Below are 17,199 nucleotides of genomic sequence, written 5' to 3'. Positions count from 1 at the left end.
TTTGTTTTTGTGATACCCGCCCGCAATGCCCCTCCGGCATCGCGAGCGGGAGTAGAACCTAGCCCTTAGGCAATGGCCTTGTGTTCCAGCGCGAACTCTTCTTCCGGCGACATGATCAGCTTGTGGCGGCCGACAATGGCGAAGTAGACGATGCCCACGGCGCACCACAGCACCACCCAGATCACGCCCTTGAAGAAGTTCGGGTCCTGGAGCTGATAGAACAGGGTGACTGCCGCGATGATGATGGTCAGCACGGCGCCCGGAATGCCTACCGGCGAGCGGAACGGCCGCTCGATATTGGGCAGGTTGCGGCGCAGGATGATGAAGCTGAGCGCCTGCATGATGTAGCTCAGCATCGCGCCGAACACCGCCATGTTGAGCAGCACCGAGCCGATAATGTCATCGCCCAGCTGGGTTTCGCCGGCACCGCCACCGCCATTGACGAACCAGATCACCAGCATCACGGCCAGACCCAGCAGGGCCCCCGAGACCATAGCGACATGGGGCGTCTTGTATTTGGGATGGGTCACCGACAGCGCGGAGGGGAAATAGCCCGCCCGGCTGAGCGAATAGACCTGGCGGCCCTGCGCATAGAGGATGGTGTGGAAAGAAGCGACCAGCCCGATCAGTGCGACAATGCCAAAGATCGGCGCGGCAGCGTCACCATAGATGGCGCGGATGCCCTGCAATGCCGGCTCGAGCGAAGAACCGAGGCTGAACGAGCCGACGCCGGCAATGGATGGGTTGAGCAGCACGATCATGAAGGCGCTGAGCAAAAGCGTGCAGAAGCCGAGCAGAATGCCCTTGGGCATGTCGCGCTTGGGATCGACCGATTCCTCGGCGGCCAGCGGCACCTGCTCGATGGCAAGGAACAGCCAGACCGCGAAGGGCAGGGTGGCCAAAACACCTTGCCAGCCAAAGGGGAACCACGAGCCATTGCCCTCGGGCAATTCGACCGCAGCGCCATCCGGGCCGACGCCGATATTGAGCGCCCAGCGCGGGAAATCGATATTGGGGAAGGCGCTGAACCAGAAGAACACCAGGCCCGCCAGCGAGATCAGCGTCACGACCAGGGTGACCTTATAGCTGAGCGCCACGCCATAGATGTTGAGCGCCAGGAATATGGCGAAGAACACGATCCACAATATGGGATAATAGGCGGTGTCGAGCCCGGTAATCGAGCCGAAATAGCCCGAGATAAAGGTGACGATCACCGCCGGGGTCAGCACATATTCGACGTTTTCAAACAGGCCCGTGATGAAGCCGCCCCATGGCCCCATCGAAGTGCGCGCAAAGGAATAGGCCGCCCCGGTATGGGGCAGAGCCGGGCTCATTTCAGCGATGGATGAGACCAGGCCCAGATACATGATGGCGATAATGCCCGCAGCCACGACCATGCCGCCCCAGCCGCCGGTCATGAAGCCGAAATTCCAGCCCGAAAAGTGGCCGGAAATCACCGCACCGACGCCCAGCGCCCATAGCGACCAGATGCCCGCATAGCGGGTGAGCCCGCGTTTTTCGAAATAGTCCTTGTCGCGTGTCGCATAGGCGACACTGCCGACCTTCCTTGTCTCAGCCATAATCACGTCCCCTGATTGTTAGCCCCGGTGAAGTCAGAAAGTTTTAGACTGCCATCGCCTCTTTCCGCGCCAATCGTGCGGTCTCAAGACAACGGGCCAGCCGGTCGGCCCAGAGGGTCACGCCGGCGGGTTCGAGAATTTCGTCATTGCGGATTTCGATCATACTGGCGTCGAGCCCGCGGCCGTCGCCATGCTTTTCCAGCGTCAGCGTCACGCCGTTGAGCGCGGCATAGGGCTCGTTCCAGCCGATATTCAGCTGCGGTGCCTCAGCCTTGAGCGCGTCGCACAGCCCTTTGGTATAGCGTGTGTCCGTCCCATGGATCAGCCCGATCGGCCAAGGCCGCGCCACGCCGTGATAGACCGGCGTGAACGAATGCATGCAGACCAGCACCGTTTCCTGCCCCGCATGGCGGCGCGCTTCGAGCAGGGTTTCGATCGCGGCGTGATAGGGTTTGTGGAAATGGGTGATGCGGTATTGGCGCTCTTCTGCATCGATTTTCTCATTGGCGGCAATTCGCGTTGCCTCCGACAGCGTCCAGATCAGGTCCGGCGCGTCCAGATCGCGATTGCAGTCGATGATCAGCCGCGAGACCGTCGATTGCACCACCGGCGCATCGAGCAGCTGCGAGAGCTCGCGGCTCACCGCCAGCGCGCCGGGGTCCCAGGCAATATGGCTGACTCGCTCGGCATGGCTCAGCCCCAGATCGCCATATTTGGCCGGCAGCCGATTGGAGGCGTGGTCGCATACGATGACGAAGGGCGATTGCCCCCGCGCATTGAGAACCCGAACCGATTTTTCTGCGCTAACGTCCACTTTCCCTCTACGCGTGGCCAATTAACTTCTGTATCAAGTGTTCCGTAATTGCAAAATCTGTCAATACTGAAATCTGAATTTCAGAAAACCGGGGGCGATCTTGGAGGGAAAAAGCGTCGCGGCGCGCATTCATGATGCCATTCACCGGCTGACCCCAGCCGAAAAGCGCGCCGCCCGTGGCCTGCTCGGCGCCTATCCCACGCTGGGTCTGGCGCCCGTCGCCGAATTCGGCCAGCAGGCCGGCGCCAGTTCAGCCACCGTGCTGCGTTTCGTCTCCCAATTGGGCTACAAATCCTATCCCGATTTCCAGCGAGCCTTGCGCGATGAGCTGGAGGAGCGCGCCAAATCGCCCTTGCAGCGCGGCCAATCGGCCAATGTCGGTGCCGGTGGCGACAATCATTTCCTCGATCGGTTCGTGAGCCAAGCCGCCGATAATCTACGCGGTTCTGCCGGGCTGATCCCGCCGTCGGAATTTGAAGCCGTCTGCCAGCGCATCGCCGAGGCCAAGGGCCAGTGCTATCTGGGCGGCGGCCGTTTCACCGATTTCCTGGCCGGTTACATGGAAGCGCATTTGCGGCTGATCCGCCCCGGCATGCGCCGCTTCGACGGCCGCCCGGCCACCCGCGCCGACCAGATGATCGATGTGCGCCCCGGCGACACCGCCATCCTGTTCGATGTGCGGCGCTATGATCCGAGCCTGCTCGAGGCCGCGGGGGAGCTGGCGGCGCGGCGGGCGCAGATCATCCTGATCACCGATGAATGGATGAGCCCGGTCTCGCGCTATGCCAAGCTGGTGCTGCCCTGCCGCACGGCGCTCGATCGCACATGGGACGCCAATGGGTCATTGTTCACGCTGGTCGAGGCGATCATTGCGCGGGTGACGGAACTTGCCTGGCCGATTGCCAGCAAGCGGATTGGCTCGATCGAGCCGGGTGGGGTGCCGTAGGGGGCATGTTCGGGCATCCGAGTACCCCCACCTAGCCTCCCCCTGATAGGGGGAGGGACCGCCTTGTGGTTTGAACGCGATCCAGTCCAAAGAGTGGAGAGATCCCTCCCCCTATCAGGGGGAGGCTAGGAGGGGGTATCCCCCTACTCACTCTTCTTCAGCCGCAAAAATGCATCCGCGCTCATCTTGATCTTGGGATCGATCTCCCCGATCGCCTTGGGGCTTTTGCCCTGAAAATCCAGGGTGTCGAGCACGGTGCGGATGACGTTGAGGCGGCCCCGGCGCTTGTCATTGGCGCGGATCACCGTCCAGGGGGCGTGCTTGCTGTCGGTGCGCTTGAGCATCACGTCGCGCGCTGCTGAATAGGCATCCCACTTGCCCAGGGCTTCGAGATCGATGGGCGAGAGCTTCCACACCTTGAGTGGATCGTGGCGGCGGTCATGGAAGCGCTTGAGCTGCATTTCCTGGCCGATCGATAGCCAGAATTTGAACAGGTGAATGCCATCGCGCGTGATGCGTTTTTCAAATTCGGGCGCTTCGTCCAGGAACGCCTCGGTCTGCTCGGGCGTGCAGAACCCCATTACCGGCTCCACGCCGGCTCTATTATACCAGGAGCGGTCGAACAGCACCGTCTCGCCCGCCGCCGGCAGCCAATCGACATAGCGCTGGAAATACCATTGCGTGCGCTCGCGATCATTGGGCTTGGGGAGCGCCGCGATCAGATTGTAGCGGGAATTGAGATTTTCGAGATAGGCCTTGATCGTGCCGCCCTTGCCGGCCGCGTCGCGCCCCTCGAACACGATCACCACGCGCTCGCCGCTTGCTTGCAGATGGGCCTGCAGCAGCACCAATTGCCGTTGCAGATTGTACATCTCGGCTTCATAAATCTTGCTGTCGAGCTTATCCTCGTAAGGGTAGCCGCCCGAACTCATGGCGTGCTTTTCAATGGCCTTGGGCAGGTCGGGATCTTCAATATCGAAGCCCTCGAAGGGATCGCTCATGGTTGTCGCTCCGTTGTCATCTTGAACGTGCTATGAAGCCGCCCTTGAGTGCAAGGGCCACGATGAAGCCCTCGATTCTGCATTGGCGCAATATGGACCAAAAGACCGCATCGCCGCCTGCTTCTGCCCTGACCCAGATCCTGGCGCGGCTCGGCGCTCAATCGAGCCTGCTGGCCGGGATTTTCGGGGTATTTGTTGCGCTGGTGCTGTTTGGCTGGCTGCCTCTATTGCCCGCCATTGTTGCCTTTCTCGCCATCGTCGCCGCCACGGCCCTGCTGCCCGTTGGCGTGGTGACGCTGACCAAGACCGTGCCGGCGCCGGCCGTGCCCCTGCTGGTGACCAATGAGCAGATCCCCATCACCGCCTTTGCCGATGCGCTGACCGATCCGTGCTTCGTGCTCGATAGGCGCGCCGTGGTGGTGCATGCCAATGCCGCGGCGCGGCGGCAATATACCAATGTGCTGCCGGGCAATCCGATTACCTTCTCGCTGCGCAATCCCGAACTGGTGCAGGCCATCGACGCGGTGATCCGCAGCGGCACGACCCGCACCATCGAGCTGCACGAAACACTGCCGTCCGAAACCTGGGACAAGGTGATCGTCGCGCCGCTGCGCCGCGAGGGCGCCGACTGGTTCGAGGACGAGGCCCGCCAATTGGTGGTGACCATGCAGAGCCTGACCGAGCTCAAGCGGGTCGACGCGCTGCGCAGCGATTTCATCGCCAATGCCAGCCACGAATTGCGCACGCCCCTGGCCTCGCTGCTGGGCTTTATCGATACTCTTTTGGGCCCGGCGGCCAAGGATGCGGCGGCGCGCGAAAAATTTCTCGGCATCATGCGCGGCCAGGCCGAGCGCATGAGCAAGCTGATCGACGATCTGCTCAGCCTCTCGCGCATCGAAATGCACCAGCATGTGCGTCCCACCGGCTCCATCGATCTGGCCGGCCTGTTGCGCGAAGTGCGCGAGGGGCTGATGACCCAGGCCAAGGCGGCCGAGCTCGATATCGTGCTCAGACTGCCATCGGGCACCGCCATGACCACGGGCGATCGCTCCCAGCTCTATGAAGTGTTCGAAAACCTGCTCGACAATGCGATCAAATATGGCGCCGATGGCAAGACCATCGAAGTCAGCCTGACGCCGGCGGGCCGGGCGGGTTTCCAGCATATGGTGACCGTGGTCGATCACGGGCCGGGCGTGGCGCCGGAATATGTGCCCCGCCTCACCGAGCGCTTCTACCGCATGGACGCCGATATCAGCCGCAAGAAAAAGGGCACGGGCCTGGGGCTCGCCATCGTCAAGCACATCGTCAACCGCCACCGCGGGCAGCTGGTCATTCGCAGCAAGGTGGGCGAGGGGATGCGCGTGGATGTGTTGCTGCCGTAGGGGGCGTTCCTTACGATAGTGTGGCAGATGCCGACCCCCCTCCACGGTGTCATTCCCGCGAAAGCGGGAACCCCAGTTTACTTTCTTGTATCCCAAACAGAGGTTCCCGCTTTCGCGGGAATGACACCGCGGTTGGGTGAGCTGGGTTGTGAATTGGCTGCTTCCGCGCAAACAAAAAGGGCGCCCCCGGCGCCCTCTTGTCATGTCCAGCTATGTCGCAACGCCTAGCGGCGCTTCTTGTCGACCTGGTGATAGGCGCGGCGCGAGTGGAATTCGCAATAGGGACCGCTTTCGAGGCTATGTTGCCCGCAGAAATAGAAGTCCTTGGTCAGCGGGTCCCCGATCGGCCACTTGCACGTGCTCTCGGTGAGCTGCAGCAGGTTGAGCCTCTTGTCTTCGGGAATGAAGAGTTCGGCCGCGGCCGGCGCGACATAAAGATTGGTCTCGATCTCGGGGCTTGCCGCCAGAGCGGTGGCGCCCATGGTCTGCGGGCGCGGCATGCTCATGCGGGCCTTGACGGCGCCGCCCATCATGCTGGAACCGCCACTGCCGGAGGAGAGGCTGGCCGAGGGGCTTGCCACCCGGCGCGGGGCGGGACGCGGCGCCGGACGGGCGCGCGGCGCGGTATTGGTGGGCTTGGCACGGGCCGAAAGCTTGAGGCGATGCACCTTGCCGATAACCGCATTGCGGGTAACGCCCTGACCCAGTTCCCCGGCGATCTGGCTGGCCGACAGGCCTTCCATCCAGAGCTTCTTCAAAGTTTCGACGCGCTCGTCAGTCCAGCCCGCCGCTTGTGCTCCTGAATCCATCGTCAAAACAGAATCCTTCATTGTGCTGCCAAATTGGACCTTGGCAGCCGTAAACTCTAGCGGTCGTATGTTAGGCGGGTCCGCCACACGAGATATCGTGTCCCCAACGATCAGGAGGATACGCCATGGGCTGAATCAGGATCAAGAGTCAGGGAAGGATATCCCCGAATATTCACTGGTTAAAATTGCCTTAACGATCATTGAGTCAAATCAGGCACTTGGGCCTGGAACATTGACTTATCTGACAAAAATGGCCTAACTCTGACCCGCAAACGCGCTGCGCAACGAGCGCGTTTTTGATTTTTGTGGCGCGAATGCCACGCCCCTCACAATTGTGCTTGCACCAGAAGGAATGACCATATGTCTGCGCTCTACGGCACCTATGCCCGGTCCGAACTCGCTTTCGAGCGGGGCGAAGGCATGCGCCTGTATGACCAGCATGGCCGATCCTATCTCGATTTCCATTCCGGCGTGGCCGTCAATGCCCTGGGCCATGGCGATGCCCATCTGGTCGCCGCACTCAAGGCAGCCGCCGAAAAGGTGTGGCACACGGCCAATACCTTCACCATTCCCGAGCAGGAACGGCTGGGCCAGCGGCTGGTGGATGCCACCTTTGCCGATGCGGTGTTTTTCACCAATTCGGGCGCCGAGGCCATCGAATGCGCCATCAAGACGGCACGGCATTATTTCTGGGCCAAGGGCCAGCCCGAGCGCTACGAGATTATTGCCTTCACCGGCTCCTTCCATGGCCGCACGCTCGGCACCATCGCCGCCGGCGGCAATCCCGATTATCTGCAGGGCTTCGGCCCCGCAGCACCTGGCTTCAAGCATGCCAAGCCGGGTGATCTCGACAGCGTCAAGGCGCTGATCACCCCGCAGACCTGCGCGATCCTGATCGAGCCGGTGCAGGGCGAGGGCGGCGTGACCGCCATGAGCCCCGAATTCATGCAGGGTCTGCGTAAGCTCTGCGACGAGAACGACATGCTGCTCGTGCTCGACGAAGTGCAGTGCGGCTATGGCCGGACCGGACGGTTCTTTGCCTATGAATGGAGCGGCATCACCCCCGATATCGTCGCGGTGGCCAAGGCCATTGGTGGCGGCTTCCCGCTCGGCGCATGCCTTGCCAAGGGCGACGTCGCGGCCTCCATGGTGCCCGGCACGCATGGCTCGACCTATGGCGGCAATCCGCTGGCTTCCACCATCGGCAATGCCGTGCTCGACCGGATTCTGGCGCCCGGCTTTATCGACCATGTCAACCAGATGGGCCAGAAGCTGGCCTGGCATTTGCAGCAATTGGCCCAGCGGTATCCCGACTACGTGCTCGAATTGCGCGGCAAGGGCCTGCTGGCCGGCATCAAGATCGCCCCGCCCGTGCGCGATCTGGTCTCCCGCCTGCGCGACGATCACCAGTTGCTGACCATTGCCGCCGGCGACAATGTGCTGCGGCTGCTGCCCCCGCTCATCGTCACCGAGGCTGACATTATCGAAGCTGTCGAGAAAATCGCCGCCGCTTTCGACGCGATCGAGGCCGAAACGGCGTCGGTTCCGGCGGTGGGGTAACATGACCTCCACCGTGTGGCATTTTGGGCGTCGACGACGCGGCTTGTTCCCTCCTCCCTGAATGGAGGAGGAGCAGACACGCGGCAATTTGCCGACCATATCAGCGTCACATAAGGAAACCCGGCCCATGACGACGACCGGCACACCAAACCATTTTCTCTCGATCGACGATTTCACCTATCCCGAACTGCGCGGCATGCTGGATGCCGCCGTCTCGCTCAAGGGGCGCCTCAAGGAAGGCGACCGGCCGCAATTGCTCAAGGACAAGGTCCTGGCGATGATTTTCGAGCGCCAGTCGACCCGCACCCGCGTGTCTTTCGATGTCGGCATGCGCCAATTGGGCGGGGAGACCATCATGCTCTCCGGCCAGGAAATGCAGCTGAGCCGCGAGGAAACCCTGTCCGATACGGCCAAGGTGCTCAGCCGCTATGTCGATGCGATCATGATCCGCATTCTCTCCCATGCCGATCTGCTCGACCTGGCCGAGGCGGCCACCGTGCCGGTGATCAACGGCCTGACGCGCCGCGCCCATCCCTGCCAGATCATGGCCGATCTGATGACCTTTGAAGAGCATCGCGGCAATATCAAAGGCGCCAAGGTCGCCTGGGTCGGCGACAGCAATAATGTGCTGCATTCCTGGGTGAATGCGGCCGAGCTGTTCGAATGTCACCTGACCATTGCCGTGCCGGATGAATATAGCCCGGAAAAGGACCTGATGCAGGATATCCGCCGGGCCGGCGACTATGTGAAGCTGATCGAAGACCCGCGCGAGGCGGTCGAGGGTGCGGACCTCGTCATCACCGACACCTGGGTGTCGATGGGCGATGTGGACGTGGCCGAACGCCGCCGGGTCTTGAAACCGTACCAGGTCAACACCAATTTGATGGCGCTGGCGGACAAAAACGCTCTTTTCATGCACGACCTGCCCGCCCATCGCGGGGACGAAGTGACCGACGAGGTGATCGACGGTCCCCAATCGGTCGTGTGGGACGAAGCCGAAAACCGCCTGCACGCCCAAAAAGCCATACTGTGCTGGGCCTTCGGGGTCGAAACGAACTAAACTGCTTCGATCTTCTGATCGGGACGGCCTGCAAATGGCGGTCTTCTGCGCAACCGGCGCTCACGTACCTATGTACGCTCCGCTCCGGTTCTCGAAGACCACCATTTTCGGCTCGTCCCAACCAGAAGCTCATCGCAGTTGCGGTGCCACCAACCGCCGTGTCGTCCGCGCGAAAGTGGGGACCTCCGTTTTGCTTGAACGGAATAAGAGGTTCCCGCGCGCCGGGAATGACACTGTTGTTGTGCGTGATGCGCTAGAACGTTTCGCCTTGAGGGTTTAGCCTCACGAAAGCCAAAAGAATGACGACGGATTCGACTGCAATGACCGAGAACCTGATGACTGCCCTGGGGCTCGACCGGCCGGAAACTGGCGATGACGCCGTCGTGCCGTTCACCCTCGACAAGCTCGACACACGCGGCCGCGCTGTCCGCCTGGGCGATGCGCTGGACACGATTTTGTCCCGCCACAATTACCCCGCCCCCGTAGCGCGCCTCTTGGGTGAAGCCGTGGTGCTGGCCGGGCTGATCGGTTCCTCCCTCAAATTCGAGGGCCGTTTCATCATGCAGACGCAGACCGATGGACCGGTCAACCTGATCGTGGTCGATTTCGACGCGCCCGACGGGCTGCGCGGCTATGCGCGCTTCGATCATGACGCGCTGGTCAAGGCGGCCGAAGAGGGCAGGACCCGTCCCGCCGACCTGCTCGGCAAGGGGCATCTGGCCATGACCATCGATCAGGGCCCGCATACCGAACGCTATCAGGGCATCGTCGCGCTCGAGGGCAATTCGCTTGAAGAGGTGGCGCATACCTATTTCATGCAGTCCGAGCAGATCCCCACCATGGTGCGGATCGCGGTGGCCGAATTCCAGCAAAAGGGCGATCATCGCCCCCATTGGCGCGCCGGTGGCGTGCTGATCCAGCACTTGCCCGAGCACGGCCTGTCCAGAATGGCGGACCTGCCCGGCGACGGCAATTTCGACAATCCGCACACTGCCGATCCCGACTTCGAGGAATCCGACGGCTGGAGCGAGGCCAAGGCCCTGTTGACCACGCTCGAAGACGTCGAACTGGCCGACCCGGACCTGTCGCCCGAACGGCTGCTGTTCCGGCTCTACCACGAGACGGGCGTGCGGGTGTTTTCGCCCCTGCCCATGGTCGAGCGCTGCACCTGCTCGGCTGACCGCATCGAGGATATGCTGGCGACGAGCTTCACCGCCGAAGATCGCGAAGAAATGGCGGTCGATGGCGAAATCGAAGTGGTCTGCGAGTTCTGCTCGACCGCCTACCACTTCAATCCGAACCAGTTCGGGACCAAGCACTGAGCGGCAACACGGCTAAACAGTAAGTGTAAATCGCTTTACTCGAACGGTCGCCATCTGGCGGCCGTTTCTTTTTGATCTGACAATAACTTAGCGCAGCTGGTGGCTTGCGTACCCGCTAAAATTTAGTCAGTATTTATGCGGATCGACCGGGCAAAGGGGGCTGTGCCAGGTGAACGCGACAAGCATGACATGCGCGCGACGAAGACGCTTGGACTATGGGTGGCAACGCCGATGAGCTGAGCTCATGTCGCCCGCCCAAAGCCTGATCCAGGCCGTTCTGGCAGAGCATTGTCCCGATGCGGCCACGGCGCAGCGCGTGCTCGAGACGGCGCTGGAACGCGAGGTCGATCCGCTGCGCTATTGCGCCGCGAGCCTGGGGATCGGGGAAACCCTCGTCATGGAGCGCGCGGCGCGCTGGGCCGGCTTTGCCTTTTACGACACGGTGCCCATCCATTTGCGCGGCCAGACGACCCCGACCCGGCTCGAAGCACTGGCGGAAGTCCGCTTGTTCCGCGTCACCCTGTTCGACACGGAAATTGCCTTCAGCGCCCCCGATTTCTTCGGCATGCTGCGGCTGCAGGCGCGGCGGCTCGACAATCCCGATCTGGCCCGGCGGCTCTGCCTCGTGCCTGAAAGCGCGCTGCGCGATTATCTGGTGCGGGCGGCTGCGCCGGCTTTGGTCGATGGCGCGAGGCAAAACCTGACCCGGCGCTGGCCCTATGCCGCCGCCCAACTCGAACTGACCGTGCCGGCGCGCAATATCTTTGTCGGCCTGGCGCTGGCTTTGTTCTGCTTGGTCTTGCTGGCGCCGCATACCGGCGAGGTCTGGCTTTTGCCGGTCTGGGCCTTGCTGTTGCTGGGACCGGCTTTTATCCGCCTGGCGGCGCTCGGCGTGTCCAATCCGCCTCGGCCGTCGGCCAAACATCCGCCTGATCCGGCCGAATTGCCCATCTATAGCGTGCTGGTGCCGCTGCGCGACGAGGCCCATATGGTGCCCCAATTGTTCCGCGCGCTGGGCGCCTTGCGCTATCCGGCCTTATGTATCAAACGCACCAAGGGAATAGCTGTTTGTAATCGCTTGTAGTGCTATTGTCTATCTATGAGCGACACACCACAGGTTATAAACACGCTGCGCACCAAGGCCGATAGGCTGGCCGCGCACATCGTCACCCTAGAGGCTGAGATAGAGGCGGCACGGCGGGCGTTGGCGAACGTCAACGCGACCATTGTGCTGTTTGAGAAGCCCGACGCCACAAGCGCTCATCCGGTGCTGATGGACGTGAACCGGCTGTTCAAGCGCCGGGAAATTGGCTTGCTATGCGCAGAAGCGTTGAAGGCAGGGCCGATGGATACGCGCCAACTTGCGGCCTACGTCATCGCTGCCAAGGGTTTTGACAGCGATGATAGACACCTGCGCACGGCCATTGCGTATCGGATTGTGCAAGCGCTACGATTGCAAGAGAAGCGACGCAGTGCCATAGAGCGCGCATCTAAGAACGCGAACGTTATCACGTGGCGTTTAGCTTAGCGTACAGACAGAACGTGCAGGGAACAGAACATTAAATCGCGTATCCGTGTACATGTTAACCATTGCGCAAGCGGAACGCAGATAGTATCTACTCGTTCGTACTAGGCGCATCTGAGGTGAGAACGGCCTACTCACACACCCGCAAGGGTCAGTAGCCGCAAGGTGAAGAGATCTAGGGATTTGGCATCCTGGCTATGCGCACGAGGAGCCCCGCGAGAGCGGGGTTTTTTGTTACACAAAAATCAAATGACCCTTTTTGACTCGGTTGTTCATAGTTACGCCTGAGATTGGGTATGTGCTCGTTGCCATGTAGATACCGCTGCTGGTCGGCTTAATGCACACCGCGACCAAAATGATCAGACCTTGGTCGTCAATTTCTTTAACTAGCTCGAATCCTGAATTCACGTGGTGGGGTGATTGCCCGACCAGTGACGGCGTTTCCACGACCTCCGAGAGGTACGGATGACATAGATCGAACTCAGCAGGGTGGCTCTTGATCGCGTGTTTCTGGGCCGGGATAGACATAAGCACTTGCCCGTCGGGAAGCATCAGCCCGAATTGCTTCAGTTGGATAGTGGGAAGCTCGCCAAGGAAAAGTGGCTGGAGTTTAACCGGTTGGGACAACATCTACTCTCGTGAACACGTCGCACAAACTAGGGCTTACTGCGCCCGTTGCCAATAACCAGCCCAATTCCGGCTGACCGGATGCACCATGACGTTCGCCACTACGGCATTGGCATTGTCGCCATTCGAGCGGCGGCGATGATCCTCAAGCCAAGCGGCATGGGCGCTGTACTGGTGCAGGTACTTGGGCGAAACGCCGTGGTGCTGGCCGTTGACCATGCGGCGCAGGCGGGAAAAGAAGCTCTCGACCTGATTGGTGTTGGCGCCGTCCTGCGAGTAAGCCTCGCTGTGATTGATGCGGCCAGTAGTCCAACCTTCGTGCAGGCGGTCCCAATGGCTGGCTTCGTCGGCATAGATCACCGACTTGCGGGAGACGACCTGTGAGGCAATCTCAACGCCATGAGCTTCGGTCGGGCGAACGAACGTCAGGGTACGCCCTTTGCGCTGGCGAAGGGCCACCACGACGCGCCGGGTGCCGGTCTGGTGCCGGGCAAGGCGACGGTCAATCCGTTCGTCCTTGAGGTTCGTTGGGCGGATATAGCCACCGAAGTAAGCACCGTCGATTTCGACCTCACCGTCCAGAGTGTGGCCAATGACTTCGGCGGCAAGGGCTTCGCGCAGCTTGTGTGACAGGACGAATGCCGTCTTGTACTGGCAATCCAAATCGCGGCTAAGCTGCAAGGCCGAAAGGCCCTTCACAGCGTTGACGAAAATGCAGATCGCGGCCAGCAGATCGACAAACGCCATCTTGCGGCTGGCGAAGATGGTGCCGCTGGTGACGCTGAACTGATGCAGGCAACCTGCGCACTTGAACTTGCGGCGGGTGGTGATTTCATAGCTCTCAACCGAACCGCACTTCGGGCAAACGGCGTGGCCTTCGTTCGCAGCCCAACGAATGGACTTGAACGTCTCATAGGCGGCTTCTTCGCCACCCTTGTAGACTTCCTTGATGGACAGGGTGCGAGCCGCTGCCGAAAGAAGGAAATGCTGCGCCATTTGTCATCGTCTCCGATACTTATGTATCGGATATAGTACGTTGACGTACTGGATGCAAGGGCCTATGTAATCATTTACGATACATTTTGTATCGCGGGCGATTACATGGTTGAAAAAACAGACTATGAGCTAAAGGCAGCAAACCTCCTGAAGGCTGAGTTGAAGCGCAAGGGCGTGACCTACGCCCAGCTCGTAGACAGGCTTGCAGCAATAGGCGTTGACGAGAAAGAGGCCAACGTGCGCAATAAGCTCTCTCGGGGCAAATTTACGGCGGCGTACTTCCTGCAATGTCTGGCAGCTATAGAGACGACCGACCTGCGCTTATAGCTTTAGGGCTCACTCTTGCCGCTATCGTGTTTATTGCCTTTTTCGAGACGGGGGCGCGTTACTCGGTCCACCGTGAGCCACCCCAGACCAGCAAGCAGAGCATACAAGAAAACGCCGAAGGCGATGTCCCGCAAATTGTACCCAGCGCGGACGACTTCAGCTTTTGGGAAGACCCGTTCCCGCAGTGGGCTATGGCTGTACTGGCCGCATTTGCTACGGGGGCCAGCTTCTGGGCAATCTTCGAGGTTCGCAGAACTTTCGGGGAGACCAGGCGTACGGCAGACGCTGGCATAAAGGCTGCTGAAGCTGCCCAACAGGCAAACGCCATCGCAGAACGTGGCCAGCGTCCCTACGTGTTCGTCGAAAACGCCACCACCAACCGCATTAGCGCTGATAACCTTCTGCGGTGGGACTTCACCATCAAGAACTATGGGGCGTCCCCGGCCATTCTCACCCGGATACAAACTTGGACCCAGTTCGCTCCTGAGTTCTCGTTTAAAGAGCACAACTGGGCACAAGATGACTCTGTCAGCATCGTTCTGAGTGCAACCGCCGAACACGCGGGAAGTGCTGTGCTGCTGGGGTACATTCCTGCGCTCATGCAATTGCCAGTCATCGAAGGAGACGCCCATAATCAAGCTTGGCGCTCCCAGATGGGCGAGCAGGTCAGTCAGTTCCTGAACGGCGACGCCTATATTTTCCTCGTTGCGCGAGTTGAGTATCGAGACGTGTCCAGCAGAAAGTTCGAGCGGTGTGCTTGCTTCCGCCACTCCTTCGCTGGCCCACAATACCAACAGTACGGCAACAATTTGCTGAACTACGACCGTGAGCTTGCTTAGCGGCCTCACGATTCGCCACCGGCTTGGTGCGTTTGATACATAAGGCCGGCGCTATCCACCGGAAAAGCTCGACATCAAATTCGTGGTCGAGGATTGCTCGGTGGCAACGCTCGAGGCGGTGCGGCGGCACTTGGGCGATCCGCGCTTTTCGCTGCTGGCGGTGCCCGATGCCTTGCCGCGCACCAAGCCCAAGGCGCTCGATTTCGCCCTGCCGCTCTGCCAGGGCGAACTGGTCGTGGTTTACGATGCCGAAGATACGCCCGAGCCCGATCAGCTCTGGCTGGTGGCGCAACGCTTTGCCGATGCGCCGGATATCGAATGCATCCAGGCGCAATTGGTGATCGACAATGGCGGGGAGAATTGGCTGGCCGGCATGTTCGCCGCCGAATATGCGGGCCTGTTCACCGTTCTATTGCCCGCCTTGGCCAAATGGGGGCTGGTGGCACCCTTGGGCGGCACCTCAAACCACTTCCGGCTGGCCACCCTGCGCGCCTTAGGTGGCTGGGACGCGTTCAACGTCACCGAAGATGCCGATCTGGGTGTGCGGCTGGCCCGGCGCGGCCACCGCGTCGATGTCATCGCCTTGGCCACACTGGAGGAAGCCCCGGTCGCGCTGGCGACCTGGATGGGGCAGCGCACCCGCTGGATCAAGGGCTGGATGCAGACCCTGATTGTGCATAATCGCCGACCGCTGCAATTGCTCGCCGATCTCGGCTGGCGCCGCATGTTGGCTTTTGAGGTGCTGGTGCTTGGCATGATCCTGGCGCCGCTGCTGCATAGCGCGCTGATCCTGCTGCTGCTGGGGCGATTGGGACTGGGCGAACCGCTGATGGATAGCGACGGGCTATGGTCCTGGGCCTGCCTGATTGCGCTGGGCATCGGCTCCGGCTCGGCCATTGTTGTCAATATGGCGGGCCTGGTCCGCCAGCGCCGATTTGCCCTGCTGGCTATCCAATTGAGCTTGCCGCTCTATTGGTTGCTCGTAGCCTGGGCGACCATACGGGCGCTTTACGCTTTGGCCAGAAGCCCGTTCGACTGGGCCAAGACCACCCATCGCGGCGTCAATCGCACCCTGTCGGGCAGCGAAGTTCCGGCGGGCGCCGAAGAAGTGCCGGCGATCGCCGAGTAAGGCGTCCCGCGCTCCATATTTCGCGAACACGGCTCGCCGCACGATAATTTTTCCCGTTTGCCGCCGCAGAGAAAAGCCCAGCCCTCGCAAAACACGACTGAGCTGATAGGGTTTATATGGGAACTTAACTCAGGGAGGGCCCGATGCAGGCCACCACATTCAAGGCGACCAAACTTCTGGCCTATGCCGCGCTGGCGGCTTCGCTCACGCTAGGCTTTGCAGTCACCACCCATGCCCAGGACCGCACCATCATCAATGTGAGCTACGATCCGACACGCGAGCTCTATCAGCAGTTCAACCAGGCCTTCATCGCCCATTGGCAAGAAACCAAGGGCGAGACCGTGGCCGTCCAGACCACCCATGGCGGCTCCGGCGCCCAGGCTCGTACCGTCATCGATGGTCTCGAAGCCGATGTGGTGACCCTGGCGCTCGAAAGCGACATCAACGCCATCTCCGACGCCGATCCGACGTTGATCCCGGAAAACTGGCGGGGCACGTTTGAGAACAACAACGCCCCCTATACCTCGACCATCGTTTTCCTGGTCCGCAAGGGTAACCCCAAGGGTATCCAGGACTGGGGCGACCTGACCAAGGATGGCGTCGAAGTCATCACGCCCAATCCGAAAACCTCGGGCGGTGCTCGCTGGAACCTGCTGGCCGGTTGGGCCTGGGCCAAGGCGCAGCCCGGCGGCAGCGATGAAACCGCCAAAGCCTACATCACCGATCTCTATAAGCACGTCCCCGTGCTCGATACCGGCGCCCGTGGTTCCACCACCACCTTCGTGCAGCGCGGCATTGGTGACGTCCTCCTGGCCTGGGAAAACGAAGCCTACCTCGCTCTCGAGGAACTCGGCCCCGACGCCTTCGACATCGTCACCCCCTCGGTCTCCATCCTGGCCGAACCGCCAGTGGCTCTCGTTGTCGGCAATGCCGAAAAGAAGGGCAATACCGACGTCGCCACGGCCTATCTGGAATATCTCTATTCCGACGAAGGCCAGGCCATTGCGGCGGCCAATTACTACCGTCCGTTCAAGCCCGAAGCCGCCGCCCCTGAGGACATCGCCCGCTTTGGCGAGGTGAATCTCGTCACCATCGAGGACTTCGGCGGCTGGCGCAAAGCCCAACCCGAATTCTTCGGCGATGGCGGTGTGTTCGACCAGATCTATGCCGGCCCGACCCAGTAACCAGCCTGCTCCGGCCCGCGTCGAGCGGGCCGGCCTCTGCCCAATCGAGACCACCGACCAGGCCACAGGTCCGCTGGAACGGACCGCAACTCAGGAGT

Annotated in this window: 16 protein-coding genes and 1 pseudogene; 11 read left to right on the top strand and 6 right to left on the bottom strand. The window is 61.2% G+C overall.

Annotated features, from left to right (window positions below; all coding sequences use genetic code 11):
• Nucleotides 1-65 precede the first annotated feature (65 nt).
• Together ACI3KW_RS10900 and ACI3KW_RS10895 are read right to left on the bottom strand one after the other, a co-directional pair.
• Nucleotides 66-1,580, bottom strand: a complete 1,515-nt coding sequence (locus ACI3KW_RS10900; RefSeq protein WP_404848085.1) for an amino acid permease — start codon at nt 1,578-1,580, stop codon at nt 66-68.
• Nucleotides 1,581-1,623: 43 nt separating this feature from the next.
• Nucleotides 1,624-2,394, bottom strand: a complete 771-nt coding sequence (locus tag ACI3KW_RS10895) for an N-formylglutamate amidohydrolase (RefSeq protein ID WP_404848084.1) — start codon at nt 2,392-2,394, stop codon at nt 1,624-1,626.
• 100 nt (nt 2,395-2,494) lie between these two features.
• Here ACI3KW_RS10895 and ACI3KW_RS10890 point away from each other — a divergent pair, with 100 nt between their 5' ends.
• Nucleotides 2,495-3,340, top strand: coding sequence for a MurR/RpiR family transcriptional regulator (locus tag ACI3KW_RS10890; protein WP_113123990.1), 846 nt, complete (start codon nt 2,495-2,497; stop codon nt 3,338-3,340).
• Between the two features lie 143 nt (nt 3,341-3,483).
• Here ACI3KW_RS10890 and ppk2 read toward each other — a convergent pair whose 3' ends face one another.
• The gene (gene ppk2 / locus ACI3KW_RS10885; protein ID WP_404848083.1) at nt 3,484-4,341 is read right to left on the bottom strand and encodes a polyphosphate kinase 2; all 858 of its coding nucleotides are present in this window, start codon (nt 4,339-4,341) and stop codon (nt 3,484-3,486) included.
• A gap of 62 nt (nt 4,342-4,403) precedes the next feature.
• Between ppk2 and ACI3KW_RS10880 the strand changes: the two genes are divergently transcribed.
• Nucleotides 4,404-5,723 (top strand): sensor histidine kinase, encoded by a 1,320-nt coding sequence (locus ACI3KW_RS10880; protein WP_404848082.1) that lies wholly within the window; start codon nt 4,404-4,406, stop codon nt 5,721-5,723.
• Nucleotides 5,724-5,947: 224 nt separating this feature from the next.
• Here ACI3KW_RS10880 and ACI3KW_RS10875 read toward each other — a convergent pair whose 3' ends face one another.
• Nucleotides 5,948-6,532 (bottom strand): GcrA family cell cycle regulator, encoded by a 585-nt coding sequence (locus ACI3KW_RS10875; protein WP_404848156.1) that lies wholly within the window; start codon nt 6,530-6,532, stop codon nt 5,948-5,950.
• 360 nt (nt 6,533-6,892) lie between these two features.
• Here ACI3KW_RS10875 and ACI3KW_RS10870 point away from each other — a divergent pair, with 360 nt between their 5' ends.
• The 5 genes from ACI3KW_RS10870 to ACI3KW_RS10850 all read left to right on the top strand — a co-directional run bounded on the left by ACI3KW_RS10870 (nt 6,893) and on the right by ACI3KW_RS10850 (nt 12,002).
• Entirely contained in the window at nt 6,893-8,092 is a 1,200-nt protein-coding gene (locus ACI3KW_RS10870; RefSeq protein ID WP_404848081.1) for an aspartate aminotransferase family protein, read from the top strand.
• Between the two features lie 127 nt (nt 8,093-8,219).
• The gene (argF, locus tag ACI3KW_RS10865) at nt 8,220-9,152 is read left to right on the top strand and encodes an ornithine carbamoyltransferase (RefSeq protein WP_113123994.1); all 933 of its coding nucleotides are present in this window, start codon (nt 8,220-8,222) and stop codon (nt 9,150-9,152) included.
• A 320-nt stretch (nt 9,153-9,472) separates the two neighbouring features.
• Nucleotides 9,473-10,474 (top strand): Hsp33 family molecular chaperone, encoded by a 1,002-nt coding sequence (locus tag ACI3KW_RS10860; protein ID WP_262169874.1) that lies wholly within the window; start codon nt 9,473-9,475, stop codon nt 10,472-10,474.
• Nucleotides 10,475-10,718: 244 nt separating this feature from the next.
• The gene (locus ACI3KW_RS10855; protein ID WP_404848080.1) at nt 10,719-11,558 is read left to right on the top strand and encodes a hypothetical protein; all 840 of its coding nucleotides are present in this window, start codon (nt 10,719-10,721) and stop codon (nt 11,556-11,558) included.
• A 15-nt stretch (nt 11,559-11,573) separates the two neighbouring features.
• Complete coding sequence (locus ACI3KW_RS10850; protein ID WP_404848079.1) at nt 11,574-12,002, top strand: hypothetical protein; 429 nt, start codon at nt 11,574-11,576, stop codon at nt 12,000-12,002.
• A 231-nt stretch (nt 12,003-12,233) separates the two neighbouring features.
• On the opposite strand, the gene ACI3KW_RS10845 is transcribed toward ACI3KW_RS10850, so the two are convergent.
• Entirely contained in the window at nt 12,234-12,629 is a 396-nt protein-coding gene (locus tag ACI3KW_RS10845) for a hypothetical protein (RefSeq protein ID WP_404848078.1), read from the bottom strand.
• A gap of 33 nt (nt 12,630-12,662) precedes the next feature.
• Nucleotides 12,663-13,622, bottom strand: coding sequence for an IS1595 family transposase (locus ACI3KW_RS10840; RefSeq protein ID WP_404848077.1), 960 nt, complete (start codon nt 13,620-13,622; stop codon nt 12,663-12,665).
• 105 nt (nt 13,623-13,727) lie between these two features.
• Here ACI3KW_RS10840 and ACI3KW_RS10835 point away from each other — a divergent pair, with 105 nt between their 5' ends.
• The 4 genes and pseudogenes from ACI3KW_RS10835 to ACI3KW_RS10820 all read left to right on the top strand — a co-directional run bounded on the left by ACI3KW_RS10835 (nt 13,728) and on the right by ACI3KW_RS10820 (nt 17,101).
• Nucleotides 13,728-13,949: a DUF6471 domain-containing protein gene (locus ACI3KW_RS10835; protein ID WP_404848076.1), complete on the top strand. Its 222-nt coding sequence runs from the start codon at nt 13,728-13,730 to the stop codon at nt 13,947-13,949.
• Nucleotides 13,910-14,788: a hypothetical protein gene (locus ACI3KW_RS10830; protein WP_404848075.1), complete on the top strand. Its 879-nt coding sequence runs from the start codon at nt 13,910-13,912 to the stop codon at nt 14,786-14,788. The genes ACI3KW_RS10835 and ACI3KW_RS10830 overlap by 40 nt, the downstream gene beginning before the upstream one ends.
• Before the next feature lie 70 nt (nt 14,789-14,858).
• A pseudogene (locus ACI3KW_RS10825) lies at nt 14,859-15,917 on the top strand (glycosyltransferase family 2 protein); the annotation flags it as partial.
• Between the two features lie 143 nt (nt 15,918-16,060).
• Nucleotides 16,061-17,101 (top strand): sulfate ABC transporter substrate-binding protein, encoded by a 1,041-nt coding sequence (locus ACI3KW_RS10820; RefSeq protein ID WP_404848074.1) that lies wholly within the window; start codon nt 16,061-16,063, stop codon nt 17,099-17,101.
• Nucleotides 17,102-17,199 lie beyond the last annotated feature (98 nt).

This window comes from Devosia sp. ZW T5_3 (assembly GCF_044987315.1).
In the GTDB taxonomy this organism is placed as follows: Bacteria; Pseudomonadota; Alphaproteobacteria; order Rhizobiales; family Devosiaceae; genus Devosia.
This window is presented reverse-complemented; position numbering and strand designations above follow the sequence as displayed.